A 13,207-nucleotide genomic window follows, 5' to 3' on the forward strand; every position below is an offset into this window, starting at 1 on the left:
GCACCTCAGAGCCGGCCGCGCAAATCACGACGCCTGATCTTGCCCGTCACCGTCATGGGCATTTCCGCGATGAAACGGATGTGGCGGGGATACTCGTGCCCGGCGAGGCGTTCGCGCACGAACTGTTGAATCTCGACAGCGAGCGCATCGGTCCCGACCACGCCCTCGGCCGGCACGATGAAGGCCGCCACCGCCTCGCCACGGATCGCATCGGGCACCCCGACGACGCCCGCCAGTTTGACCGCCGGATGGCGCATCAGGCAGTCCTCGACTTCGCTCGGCCCGATCCGGTAACCGGCGGAATTGATGATGTCGTCATCGCGCCCCTTGAACCAGAAATATCCCTCCGGATCGCGTGTCGCGACATCGCCGAGGAGGCACCAGTGCCCCCGGAACTTCGCCTGCGTCGCCTCCGGATTGCCCCAGTATTCGAGAAACATCACGGGATCGGGCCTCGCGACCGCGACGACGCCCTCGTGGCCGTCCGCAACCGGCTCTCCCTCCGGATCGACCACCGCCACGCGGTGCCCGGGGATCGGCCGGCCCATCGATCCGGCACGCACTGGAAAGAGGCCGGCGCAGTTACCGAGAACGAGATTGACCTCCGTCTGCCCGTAGAACTCGTTGATGGTGACACCGAACGTCTCGCGGCCCCAACCGACCATGTCCTCGCCGAGGCTTTCCCCTCCCGAGCCGATCGAGCGCAGCGCGAAGGCGTGTCGTTCGCGCGGGCGCTCCACCTGACGCATCAGCCGGAGCGCGGTCGGTGGTAGGAAACTGTTGGCGATGGCATGGCGCGAGAGGAATGCGAAGGCCGCTTCGGGATCGAATTTCTCGGCCCGCCCGCAGTGCACCGGCAGTCCCCAGTAGAGCGCCGGAAAGAGGATATTGAGCAGCCCGCCCGCCCACGCCCAGTCGGCCGGCGTCCAGAAGCGGTCGCCCTTTCGCGGGGCCATCTCGTGCGGCAAGGCTACGCCCGGCAGATGGCCCAGCAGCACGCGCTGGGCATGCAGCACGCCCTTGGGGTTGCCGGTCGTGCCGGACGTGTACATCAGGAGCGCCGGGGCATCGATGCCGGTCGGTACACTCGCGCGGGTCGGCGAGGCGCGCTCGATCAACGGCCAGAAGCCCAGAATTCCGGGCCGATTGCCGCCGGGCTCGAGACCGCCGCCATCGATCAGCACGACTTGGCCGAGCGTCTCGACGCCGCCGCAGGCATCTGCGATGCGCTCCCAGCCGGCGGCCGTCGTGACGATCGCCCGTGCTCTGCTGTCCGTGAGCCGGTGCTGGACGGCATCCGGTCCAAATAGCAGGGAAATCGGCAGCGCGATCGCCCCGAGCGTCTGGATGGCGACGTGGGCGATGAGTGTTTCCGGGGCCTGCGGCAACTGCACGGCAACGACGTCACCCGCCCCGACACCATGCCCGGCGAGCGCATTGGCAAGGCGCCGCGAGAGGACCGAAACGTCCTGGAACGTGTAGGTCTCGAGGGCGCCATCGGCCCGCTCGACGATGAGCGCCGGATCGTCGCGCCCGGCGCCCTCGGCATGGCGGTGACAGATCGCATCGGCAATGTTGAAGCGGGCCGGCAGATCCCATCGAAAGCCGGCGACGACATCCTCGTACGTGGCGCCCGACAGCCGCATCGAGAAACCCTCCCTTGGAATGCCACCACGGCCCTCCAGCCGGACCGCGACGGGTCATGCTCCGGCGTTGCCTAGGCTGCCGAGATGCCGCCGTTCACGCTGATCGCCTGCCCCGTGATCCGCGCGCCGCCAGGCCCCGCGAGGAACACGGCGAGCGCGGCGAGGTCGCCCGGCTCGACGACACCGAGATGCGCCATCCGTTCGGCCTTGGCAAAGAGCTTTCCGGCGAACGGGTCGGCCATCAGGCGGTCGTACAGCGGCGTATCGCGTACGATCGACGGTGTGATGCAGTTGACGCGGATGGCGCTTCGCTTGGCCTCGATGGCGAGTGCGCGCGAGAACATGACGATGCCGGCCATGATCGCGCCGATCACCGTTTCGCCGGGTGTTGCGATCTTTGCGGCATCCGAGGCGATGGTGACGATGGCACCGCCACCGGCCGCCTCGATGTGCGGGAGCGCCGCGCGCGCGGCGAGGAGGGGGCCGAGCAGGCCGCGCTCGATGGTACCCGGAATCGACTCGATCGGCGTCGTGTGAAAGAGGCGCGGAACGTCGTCGCCGCCGGTCGAGACCACGAGCGTATCGATGCCGCCGAGCCTGGCCGCGAGCTCGCCGACGGCGACCTCGGCCTCGCCGGGCCGTGTCATGTCGCCGGTCGAAAAGCAGATGAGCGCCGATGGATGCCGCTTACCGAGGTCCTCGGCCGCCGCCTCGGCCCTCTCGCGGCCGCGCCCGATGAGGGCGAGTCGCCGCACGCCGGCCTCGAGGAACGCGCCCGCGACCGCCAGCCCGATGCCGGCCGTGCCGCCGGCGATCACCACGCGCTGATCCTCGATGCGCTTTGCCGTCGCCATCCCGCAACGCTCCCGCCGATTGAAGGGCCGTCGTTGACCCCGACCCGAACCGGCTGCCATGTTGCGACCCGAGACCGTCAGATGGCAAGCCGAGGAGGACACATGGACCGCGATCGCTTCGAGAAGGGCCTCGCCCAGCGCAAGGCGACGCTCGGCGCCGAATACGTCGAGCGCGCCATGGCGGGCGCGACCGAGTTCAACCGGCCCTTCCAGGAGATGATGACGGAATGGTGCTGGGGCTTCGGCTGGGGCGACGAGACGCTGCCGCCCAAGACCCGCTCCATGCTCAACCTCGTCATGATCGCGGCGCTCAACCGGATGGAGGAGTGGGAGTTGCATCTCAAAGGCGCGATCAACAACGGCGTCTCGCGCGAGGAGATCCGCGCCTGCATCCACCAGGCCGCGATCTATTGCGGCGTCCCGGTCGGCGTCGAGTGTTTCCGCCGAGCGAACCGCATCCTGGCGGAGCTGGACGGCAAGTCGGGCTGAGCGCGCGTTGACGCCGCTCACCGCCGCGTGGTGAATGGCGCGGGGGAGCGACGGCGATGGCGGACGTCTTCATCAGCTATTCCAAGAAGAAGCCCGAGGTCACCAAGGACCTCGCGGGCGATCTTGCCGCGCGCGGACTGTCGGTCTGGTGGGATACGGCGCTCGTTCCGGTTGGCGACTTCGACACGCAAATCCTCGCGGAGCTCGCGGCCGCACGTGCCGTCATCGTCATCTGGACCGCACAGTCGGTCACCTCGGCCTGGGTGAAGTCGGAGGCGAACCGGGCGAACAAGGCCGGAAAACTCATCCAGGTCGCCGAGGATGGCCTCGATCTCGATCTCGTGCCGCCACCGTTCGATGTCGGTCACATCGCCTTCCTGTCGGACCGCGATGCGATCTATCGCGGTCTCGCGGCACTCGGCGTCGAAGTGGGTGAGACCGGCAGAGTCGCGCGAGGTCGCCTCATCGGCTTCGACGGCGCCGGCATTTCCACCCTCACCACATCCGCGACCACCGCCCCGCCGGACGAGGCGTTGGGACGCGAGCGCAGGGACTGGCTGCTCGTCTGGGAGGACCCGAAGCCGGACAAGCTCGTGCGCTTTCTGCGCCAGTACCCGAACGGTCAGTTCGCACCGGTGGCCCGCGAGCGACTTTCTGAAGGCCTGCTGCCGATCATCAGGGCCGGCATGAACGAACAAGTTCTGACCTTTGCCGCAACGCTCACCGGCACACCCGCCGGCGTCAAGGCGGCCGCAGTCATCGCGGAGGCAAAGGCCGAAGCAGCGCGCAAGGCCAAAGCCCTTCGCAAAACGGAGCAAAAACTGCAAGCCGAGCGCAAGGCGCAATTCGATCGAACCATTGCCGAGGCTGTCAGAAGCTCGGAATCGGGCGACGGACGATCATCATCGCTCGCCACACCACAGGTCACCGCCCCCACCAGAGCAAGTGAGCCCCCAGGCGTCGATGTCGGCGCGTGGCTCGACGAGAACATGCCGACGTTGCTGGTTCGTGCCGAGACGGCGTCGGCACCCGCCGCGCAGGCAAGCACGGGCCGCATCCGCAGACGGGCTTCCAAAGACACCACTCGCACTGCGGATGTGAGGCACCGACCAGTGGCACGCACTCCCGAGGCCACCCCACCGCAAGACGAAGCCCGTGCTCCCGAGGCTCCCCAGCGGGCAAGTGCCGCACCCGCGTTCGATGCCTACGCGGCCAACGTGCCGGACACCTATGCGCGCCACACGGACACCGAGCCTCGCGCCGACCGCCAACCAGGTGGCGACTACGCGCCGCAATTCGCATCGTATGCCGAGCCCGCCTACGGCGCGCCACCCGGCTACGATTCCGGCGGTTACCAATACGACGACGATTCCAGTTACGTCGGGCATCAGGCGCAACACTCCGGTTACGCTCCCCACGGCCACCCCCCGCACCAGCCTTTCCAATACGATCAGAGGGGTTACGACGCAGGCTACCACAACGCCGCTCAACCGCATCCGACGCGAATGCTGACGGACCGCTGGCAAGAAGCCGACGACGACGAGTACGAATATGATGAACCCGAGGAAAGAACGCCCCGATTACGCTCCATCACAGCGATCGGCGGCCTCGGTCTCGTCCTCCTCATCGGCGCGGCGATCGCTCTCGGGTTCATGTTCCTCTACTGACGAGTGTCGTCGCGGTTGCACGACAGTCGGCCCGTGCCGCGCAACACCGTTGCAATGCGGCGCATCGAGTGATCGAATGGAGGCACAACGAGTGCTGCCGTGATGCAGCCCGAACCTGGGAGGACGAGACATGGCATCCAACAAACACTGCTGCGGGCCGGGCTATGCCTCACCCAAAGAGGCGATGTCGGCGCCGAGAGAAAAACTCCTCTATACCGTCGCGCTCTACGTCGGCACTGGAATCGAAAAGCCCGACTATCTCGCAACCGTCGATGTCGACCCTGACAGCCGGACCTATTCCAAGGTCATCGCCCGCACGGAGATGCCGCAGGTCGGCGACGAACTCCACCACTCCGGCTGGAACGCCTGCTCGAGCTGCCATGGCGATGCCAGCAAGAAGCGCCAGTATCTGCTGTTGCCCGGCGTGCGCACCTCCAACATCAACATCGTCGACACATCAGACGCCCGCAATCCCAAGCTCCACAAGGTCGTCAAGGGTAGCGAGATCAAGAAGAAGACGAACCTTTCGGGCCCGCACACCGTGCACTGCCTCGGCGCCGACATCATCATCTCCATGCTCGGCGACGCCAAGGGCAACGGGCCAGGCGGCTTTCTGCACCTCGATCAGGACTTCAACATCCTCGGGCGCTGGGAGAACGGCATCGAGGGAATGAAATACAATTACGACTTCTGGTACCAGCCGCGCCACAACATGATGGTGAGTTCGGAGTGGGCGGCGCCGAAGACGTTCATGCCCGGCTTCGACCTCGATGACGTCTCCAAGGGCAAGTACGGCCAGCAGGTGCACTTCTGGGATTTCAAGGGCAAGCGCATCGCCCGCACCTTCGACCTCGGCGCCGAAGGGCTCATCCCGCTCGAGGTGCGCGGCCTGCACGATCCGCGCTCGACGCACGGCTACTTCGCGGCAACCCTCTCCTCGAACGTCTTCCATTGGCGCAAGGACACCAAGGGCGAAATCCACCTGAAGAAGGTGATCGACATCCCGGCGATCGACGTGAAGGATTTCCCGGTTCCGATGCCCTCGCTCATCACCGACATCCTCATTTCGATGGACGATCGCTACCTCTATTTCTCCAACTGGCTGCATGGCGATCTGCGCCAGTACGACATCACCGATCGCAAGCGCCCGCGCCTCACCGGCCAGGTCTGGATCGGCGGCCTCCTCGGCAAGGCCAAGAAGGTGAACGGCAAGCCCGTGCGCGGCGCGCCGCAGATGATCCAGCTCTCGCTCGACGGCAAGCGGCTCTACGTGACGACCTCGCTCTTTTCGACCTGGGACAACCAGTTCTACCCCGACATGAAATCCAAGGGCGGACAGATGTTCCTCGTCGACTGCGACACCGAGAACGGGGGCATGAAAATCAACGAGGACTTCCTCGTCGACTTCGGCAAGGAGCCGAACGGCCCCTCGCGCGCCCATGAGATGCGCTATCCGGGCGGCGACGTGACGAGCGACATCTGGCTCTGAGGCAGAGCAAAGAGCGAGCAAGACCACGGGGACAGACGCCATGGCGAGCACGATCATTCCGACCCTGCGCTACCACGATGCGCCGGCCGCGATCGCCTGGCTCTGCGACGTTCTCGGCGCCGAGCGCCATGCGATCTATGAGGATGGCATGGGCGGCATCGCACACGCCCAGCTGGCGCTCGGCGGCGGCATGATCATGCTCGGCTCGGCCCGAGACGATGCGTTCGGCAAGCTGCAATCGACGGCCCGCACGCTCGGCGGCAATTCGCAGAGCGCCTATGTGGTCGTGGCCGATGCCCGTGCCGTCCACGATCGGGCGCTCGCCAAGGGCGGCGAAATCGTGCGCCCCCTCGAGGAGGAGAACTACGGCGGCTGGGCCTTTTCGTTCCGCGATCCCGAGGGCAATCTCTGGAACGTCGGGGAATACGATCCTTGGGCTCGGCATGGCGGCTGAGCGCACCTCACCCCGCCATCGGATCACCATCGCCAACCGGGGTGGGCGCATCGTCCTGGTCGGCGAGGACGAGACCATCCTCGACGTCTGCGAGCGAGAAGGACTGGCACTGCCGGTTGCCTGCCGTTATGGCGGTTGCATCACCTGCGCCGGCAGGCTCCTTTCCGGCCGGGTCCGCCAGCCTGGCGGCACCGCCCTCAACCGGCGCCAGAGCAAGGCCGGCTACGTCCTCCTCTGCGTCGCCCACCCACGCACCGACTGCACCGTCGAGGTCGGCGTCGAAACGCACGACGACCTGCACCGCAACCCGTTCGCGGGCCGGGGCGCCTGATCGCCCAGGCCCGCACGCATGCGGCTCCCGTCAACCCTATGCGACCGCCTTCAGCGCCTGATCGAGATCGGCGATGATGTCGGCGACGTCCTCGATGCCGACCGAGATGCGGATGACGTCCGAACCGGCACCCGCTGCCGTACGCTGCTCGTCGCTGAGCTGGCGGTGGGTGGTCGAGGCCGGATGGATGATGAGCGAGCGCACATCCCCGAGGTTTGCGAGATGGGAGAACAATTTGACATTGGAAACGACGCCGACGCCCGCCTGGTAGCCACCCTTGACGCCGAACGTGAAGCAGGCGCCCGCCCCCTTGGGGCAGTATTTGCGGGCGAGCGCATGATAGCGATTGCCCTCGAGGCCAGCGTAGCTGACCCAGGCGACCCCCGGATGGCCTTCGAGGAAGCGGGCGACCGCCAGCGCGTTCGCGCAGTGCTTGTCCATCCTGAGCGGCAAGGTCTCGATGCCGGTGTTGATGAGGAACGCGTTCATGGGTGCGATCGCCGGCCCGAGATCGCGCAGGCCGAGCACACGGCAGGCGATGGCGAAGGCGAAGTTGCCGAAGGTCTCGGCAAGGCGCATTCCCTGATAGCTCTCGCACGGCTCCGAGAGTGTCGGATAACGTCCGCTCGCCATCCAGTCGAACGTGCCGCAGTCGACGATGATGCCGCCGACCGAGTTGCCGTGACCACCGAGGAACTTGGTCAGCGAGTGAACGACGATATCGGCGCCGTGCTCCTTCGGGCGGCAGAGATAGGGCGTTGCCAGCGTGTTGTCGACGATGAGCGGCACGCCGGCCTTCTTGGCCACCGCGGCGATCGCGGCGATGTCCATGACGAGACCGCCGGGGTTGGCGATGCTCTCGATGAAAATCGCCTTCGTGCGGGGCGTCACCTGCGCTTGGAACGAGGCCGGATCGTTCCCGTCGGCCCATTTCACCGTCCAGCCCATCTTCTTGAAGGACTGACCGAACTGGTTGACCGAACCGCCGTAGAGCTGACGGGCGGCGACGAACTCGTCACCCGGCTCGAGCAGGGTGTGCATAACGAGGAGTTGGGCGGCATGGCCGGAGGCGACGGCAAGTGCCGCCGTGCCACCTTCGAGGGCCGCGACGCGCGCCTCGAGCACCGCTTGCGTCGGATTCATGATGCGGGTGTAGATGTTGCCGAACGCCTGGAGGCCGAAAAGGGCGGCGGCGTGATCGGCATCGTCGAAGACGTAGGACGTGGTCTGATAGATCGGTGTGACGCGCGCACCGGTCGATGGGTCGGGCTCGGCGCCGGCGTGCACGGCGAGGGTGGCAAATCCGGGGGTCGGGGCGGAACTCTTGGTGTCGGTCATGGCGGGGGCAACCTCTCGTGGGCCTCGTTGCGCGGGTCTTTGCAGGCCGCCGGGTCGACGTCAATCGATGCCGCTCAGGCGCGGACCGAAGTTCCCTGGGCGCGTTGGCGTGCCGAATGGCGTTCCTCGCGGATTTTCAATTCTCTGCGAGAATTCCGGTCTGCGATTGCCGCATCGCACCCGAGCCCCCATAACTCGGAGATGCGACGTTGACGTTGAGTCGGCGTCGCGCCCTGCTCCTCGGGCACTGGGAGAACGAATGATGGATATCGATCGTCGCACACTACTCGCGCTCGGCGGCCTCGGGGCATTCGTCATGCTCGTGCCCGCGCTGACCCGGTCGCCGGTGGTGCACGCCTCGAGCGACATCGAGAAGCTGGTGCTGACCGAGGAGGAATGGCGCGAGCGCCTGTCGCAGGAGGCTTATGCGGTGCTGCGCACCGCTGGCACCGAATATCCCTGGACCTCGCCGCTCAACGACGAGAAGCGGGACGGCAACTACCACTGCGCCGGATGCGATCTCGTGCTCTTCACGTCGGAGACGAAGTTCGACAGCGGCACCGGCTGGCCGAGCTTCTATGCCCCCTACAAGGAGGAGCATCTCGGCACGAAGACCGATTATCTCATCGGCTATCCCCGCACGGAGTATCACTGCGCCAGGTGCGGCGGGCATCACGGGCACGTCTTCAGGGATGGTCCGGCGCCGACCGGCCTCAGATACTGCAACAACGGCGTCGCGCTCACCTTCAAGCCCGGGCCCGTCGCCAGCTGAAGCCGAGTGAAAGTGGGCCCAGGGGATTCGATCGGCCGATTCACCGAACACATCGCGAGGTCAGACCATGACGACATCGACGCTCATCCGCCTCTTTTCCGGCCTGACCCTCGCCCTTCTCGCGGCCGTCGTACTCTGGCCGCGCTCGGCGCCGATGGTGCTGCCTGCGGCGGCCGCCGAGGGAACGAAAACCCTGGTCGTCGCCGGTGGTTGCTTCTGGTGCGTCGAGAGCGATTTCGACAAGGTCCCCGGCGTCGTCGCGACGGTCTCGGGCTATGCCGGCGGCACGCTGGAGAACCCGAGTTATTACAATCACGCGGACCACATCGAAGCGGTCGAGATCACCTATGATCCCGCCAAGGTCTCGTTCGAGCGGCTGACGGAGATTTTCTGGCGCTCCATCGATCCAACCGACGGCGGCGGCCAGTTCTGCGACCGTGGTCACAGCTATACGACCGCGATCTTCACGTCGTCGCTCGAGGAGCGTGCCATCGTCGAGCGCCAGAAGGCCGAGATCGAGGCCTCCGGCCAGCTCGGCGCGCCCATCGTGACGGCCATCCGTGGACCCGTCCGTTTCTGGGTCGGCGAGGACTACCATCAGAACTTCCACAAGACGAACCCGGTGCGTTACTACGGCTACCGTTACGGCTGCGGGCGTGATGCGCGCGTCAAGCAGCTCTGGGGCAAGGACGCTTGGGGCGGCATCGACCATTCGGGGAGCTGACCGGAGGCGAGCGGGCAGAGGCGGGTCGGCCATACCGAGGTCCCCGCAAAGAGAGGGCTCCACGACCCCGCCCGGTGCCTTCGACGTCTATCGATCGTAGAGGCCGCGCACGCGCCGCTTCTCGGGATCGAAATGCGGCATCGTCGTCACGGTTGCCGCCAGCAGCTTCTGCTCGCCGTCGAGTTTTCCGACGTTGACCCGCGTGCCCGGCGCGGTGTGCGGGACATCGATGCGCGCGAGCGCGATCACCCGCCCGAGGACCGGCGAGCGCATGGCGGAGGTCACCGCGCCGACGTGCGCCTTTCCCATGCGCACCGGATCGCCCTTGCCCGGTACCACACCGCCTTCGATGTCGAGGCCGACGAGATGGCGCTGGGGGTGGGCCGCCCGCTCGCGCAGCGCCGGGCCGCCGATGAAATCGTCCGTCTTGGAAGCGAATGCGACAGCGAATCCGAGACCGGCCTCGAAGGGATCGGTGCGCTCGTCGAATTCATGGCCGGCGAACGCGAGCCCCGCCTCGATACGCAGCATGTCGAGGGCGCCGAGGCCGATCGGTTTCAGTCCCTTCGGCTCGCCCGCCGCGAAGATCGCATCGAAAACCGCTGTCGCGTCCTTCGGATGGCAGAATACCTCGTAGCCGAGTTCGCCAGTGTAACCTGTACGGCTCACCACGACCGCGGGACCCGAATAATCCCCGATCCGGCCGACCGTGAAGTGGAACCAACCGAGCTCATCGACGCGCGGACGCGTTGCTGGTGTCCAGACCAACGGCCCGAGGACCTCGCGCGAAAGCGGTCCCTGAACGGCTACGTTGGCGAGTTGCTCGCTCGACGGGCGGACCCAGACGTCGAGACCGCGCCCCGCCGCCACCTCGCACAGCCACTCCGCCCCCCGGTCGTTGCCCCCGATCCAGCGGAAATTATTCTCGGCGAGGCGAAAGAGCGTTCCGTCGTCGATCATTCCCCCGTGCTCGTGGCACATCGCGGCATAGACCACGCGGCCCGGGGAAAGTCTGCGCACATCGCGCGTCAGACAGAGTTGCATGAGCGCCTCGGCGTCGGGGCCCAGCACCTCGACCTTGCGCAGGGGCGACAGGTCCATGATCGCCGCCTTCTCGCGGCAGGCCCAATATTCCGCGATCGCCCCCTCACTGGTCATCTGGTGGGCGAGCCAGTAGCCGTTATACTCCCTGAAATCGCGGGTGAAGCGGGCAAAGCAGTCGTGGAATCCCGTCTTGCGCGTCGCCTGCACTTCGCCCTCCACGCTCCTGCGCCAGCCGACCGATGGCAGGAAGCTCTCATTGGCGCCATAGACACGCACCTGGATGTCGGTCGGGTTCCATCCGTTCGAGGGATCGATATCGCACGGGCAGGCCGACGAGACGCAGAGGAGATCGCTCGCGGCCCGCAGCAGCACGTAGTCACCCGGCCGTGACCAGGGATCATCGAGGCCGAGGGCGTGCGTGTCGTCCAGCATGGTGTTGAAGAAGAAATTGATCGCCGGCCATCCGCCCTTCGGTCGCACGCCGTGGCCCGCGAGCCGCGCCGAGATGTTGTCCGAGCAATTGACGTGCCCCGGATAGCCCATGTCCTCGTAGTAGCGGGCCGTGCAGGCGAGGCCGAAGGCATCGTGCCGCCCGCAGGTGTCCTGAACGATCTCGACGAGCGGCTCGTGATCGACGGTGAAATACTTCGAGTGCAGCCCCGGCGTGGGATACGCGCGGCCCATCAGCGATCTCGTCGTCGTCGGATCGATGTCGCGCTCGAGCCCCTTGTCGAGCGCGCGGAGCGAAAAGGCCTGGAAGTCCGTGCACTCGCGACCCTCGACGTCCAGAATCTGAATGAACTGACCCGCCTTGACTTGGTAGGTCGCCGCCTCGCCCGGCTGGATGTTGATGTCGAGGAGCGGGTCGGCGAGCGGCTCGGGAGCGCCGCGTCCCGCCTTTGCCGGCCCCGGGTTGGCGCGCCGGATGTAGACGACGAGTTCGCTCGGCGCGTCCTGGGCATCGGGTGTCATCGGCCCGCCGGGAGCCGCCACGATGAGGAGGCCATCACGCGCGGCGTGGAAGGTTTCCATGTCGCCCGCTCGCGAACCCGCGCCGAAGACGTGCGCGCCATCGGCCCGCGCGAGATCGAAACCGGCCGCCGCGAGCGCTCGGGCCACCCGTGCGCCCGAAGCATCATCGGCGCACAGCGCCGCCTCGAGACCGCGCGCCCGCCCGTGTCCTTTCGCCCCGATCATCCCGGCATCAGAGGTGCCGTCCGGCGCAAAGAACACGATCTCGCCCCGCTGCAGGCCTGCGACATCGAGGATGGTGATTTCATCGCCCTGCCCGATGGCGATGGCGCGGGAGCCGCCGCCCGGCACGGGATGGCGCTCGACGCCATGCGGCAGGATCGGAACGCCGGGCACCAGAACACCGCGCCGTTCGTAGGGCGTCTCGAAACGTGGCCGAACCTGCATGCTCATTTCCCGGGTGCCGGGCGTTGCGATGGCGGTCGAGGCAGCCCCGGCCGCCTGCGCCCCGCGTCGAACTCAGCTCGCGGCCTTCCACCACTTGCGTTCGTCGTAGAAGGGCTCGGTGCGCTCGTAGAGCTGTTCGTACTTGCAGAGCTGCGGCGTATCCCCGAGCGGCACACCGACCCCGTCGCGGAAGGTCCATTCACCACGCTCGGCGCCTGCGGCCCGCACGTAGCTCGAAATGGCGAAGGCACGGTCATGGTCGGAGTGGTTCGGCAACGAGCCGTGCGGCGTCAGCAGACCCCAGAGCGCAAGATCGCCCGGCTCGAGCACGAGATCCACGATGTCCGCGGGATCGAGCCCTGCGGCCCGCAATTCGTCATCCGCCGTCAGGCCCACCATGATCTGACCGTGCCCGGTGTCGGAGAGCCCGAGATAGCCGCGTTTGTGGGCGCGAGGGATGACCCTGAGGCAGCCGTTCTCCGTCGTCGAGGGATCGATCGCGAGGCCGGTCTGGATGGTGTCGCCGACGATGTCGGCATAGGCGTCCTTGCGATCGCGGAACCGCAGGTCCTGATGGAAGCGGAACCCTGTGAGACCAGCCCCAGGTGGCTTCCAGTGAATTTGCTGGGCGACCTGCTTGATGTCGCGCCCGATCAGCGGTTCGAGAATGGCGAGATAATTCGGGTGCCGCCGGAAGCTCTCGAAGTAGGGGCTCATCCAGGCCATCCAATAGGCTTGAACGACATAGCGCCGCCCGAAATCACTCTCCGGCAGGATCTCGAACGCCAGGTTGCCATGCCGCCAGGTGGCATGGTGCTTCAGACCTTCCTCGTACATCCGGCGTGTCTCGGCCTGGAGGCGTTCGACCTCGTCGCCGTCGATGAACTGGCGGACGATGGCGTAGCCTTCCTCGCGGAACTGCTCCACGGCCGCCTTCACCGTTTCGGTTGCCAGCGATGACATACGATGTTCTCCCCTGC

Annotated in this window: 12 protein-coding genes; 7 read left to right on the plus strand and 5 right to left on the minus strand. The window is 66.6% G+C overall.

The window, feature by feature from the left end:
• Positions 1–5: 5 nt before the first annotated feature.
• Positions 6–1,646 carry an AMP-binding protein gene (locus GC150_11465; protein ID MBI1385518.1) on the minus strand — a complete coding sequence of 547 codons (1,641 nt, stop codon included), beginning with the start codon at positions 1,644–1,646 and terminating at the stop codon, positions 6–8.
• A 71-nt stretch (positions 1,647–1,717) separates the two neighbouring features.
• The gene (locus tag GC150_11470) at positions 1,718–2,500 is read right to left on the minus strand and encodes an SDR family oxidoreductase (GenBank protein ID MBI1385519.1); all 783 of its coding nucleotides are present in this window, start codon (positions 2,498–2,500) and stop codon (positions 1,718–1,720) included.
• 102 nt (positions 2,501–2,602) lie between these two features.
• On the opposite strand from GC150_11470, the gene GC150_11475 reads away from it, so the two are divergent.
• From GC150_11475 to GC150_11495, 5 genes are all read left to right on the plus strand, one after another.
• Positions 2,603–2,989, plus strand: a complete 387-nt coding sequence (locus tag GC150_11475; GenBank protein ID MBI1385520.1) for a 4-carboxymuconolactone decarboxylase — start codon at positions 2,603–2,605, stop codon at positions 2,987–2,989.
• Positions 2,990–3,045: 56 nt separating this feature from the next.
• Positions 3,046–4,656, plus strand: coding sequence for a TIR domain-containing protein (locus GC150_11480; GenBank protein MBI1385521.1), 1,611 nt, complete (start codon positions 3,046–3,048; stop codon positions 4,654–4,656).
• Between the two features lie 130 nt (positions 4,657–4,786).
• The gene (locus tag GC150_11485; protein MBI1385522.1) at positions 4,787–6,145 is read left to right on the plus strand and encodes a selenium-binding protein; all 1,359 of its coding nucleotides are present in this window, start codon (positions 4,787–4,789) and stop codon (positions 6,143–6,145) included.
• A gap of 40 nt (positions 6,146–6,185) precedes the next feature.
• Positions 6,186–6,599 carry a glyoxalase gene (locus tag GC150_11490; protein ID MBI1385523.1) on the plus strand — a complete coding sequence of 138 codons (414 nt, stop codon included), beginning with the start codon at positions 6,186–6,188 and terminating at the stop codon, positions 6,597–6,599.
• Entirely contained in the window at positions 6,589–6,930 is a 342-nt protein-coding gene (locus GC150_11495; GenBank protein ID MBI1385524.1) for a 2Fe-2S iron-sulfur cluster binding domain-containing protein, read from the plus strand. Before GC150_11490 ends, GC150_11495 begins: the two co-directional genes overlap by 11 nt.
• Positions 6,931–6,966: 36 nt before the next feature.
• On the opposite strand, the gene GC150_11500 is transcribed toward GC150_11495, so the two are convergent.
• The gene (locus GC150_11500) at positions 6,967–8,268 is read right to left on the minus strand and encodes an O-acetylhomoserine aminocarboxypropyltransferase (protein MBI1385525.1); all 1,302 of its coding nucleotides are present in this window, start codon (positions 8,266–8,268) and stop codon (positions 6,967–6,969) included.
• A gap of 259 nt (positions 8,269–8,527) precedes the next feature.
• Here GC150_11500 and msrB point away from each other — a divergent pair, with 259 nt between their 5' ends.
• A complete protein-coding gene (gene msrB, locus GC150_11505; protein MBI1385526.1) occupies positions 8,528–9,040 on the plus strand; it encodes a peptide-methionine (R)-S-oxide reductase MsrB in 513 nt (170 codons plus the stop codon).
• 154 nt (positions 9,041–9,194) lie between these two features.
• Positions 9,195–9,764: a peptide-methionine (S)-S-oxide reductase MsrA gene (gene msrA, locus GC150_11510; GenBank protein MBI1385527.1), complete on the plus strand. Its 570-nt coding sequence runs from the start codon at positions 9,195–9,197 to the stop codon at positions 9,762–9,764.
• Positions 9,765–9,851: 87 nt separating this feature from the next.
• Here msrA and GC150_11515 read toward each other — a convergent pair whose 3' ends face one another.
• Both GC150_11515 and GC150_11520 read right to left on the minus strand, forming a co-directional pair.
• A complete protein-coding gene (locus GC150_11515; GenBank protein MBI1385528.1) occupies positions 9,852–12,227 on the minus strand; it encodes a DUF1989 domain-containing protein in 2,376 nt (791 codons plus the stop codon).
• 72 nt (positions 12,228–12,299) lie between these two features.
• Positions 12,300–13,190 carry a phytanoyl-CoA dioxygenase gene (locus GC150_11520; protein ID MBI1385529.1) on the minus strand — a complete coding sequence of 297 codons (891 nt, stop codon included), beginning with the start codon at positions 13,188–13,190 and terminating at the stop codon, positions 12,300–12,302.
• Between the last annotated feature and the right edge of the window lie 17 nt (positions 13,191–13,207).

Source organism: Hyphomicrobiales bacterium, assembly GCA_016125495.1.
Classification (GTDB): Bacteria; Pseudomonadota; Alphaproteobacteria; order Rhizobiales; family RI-29; genus RI-29.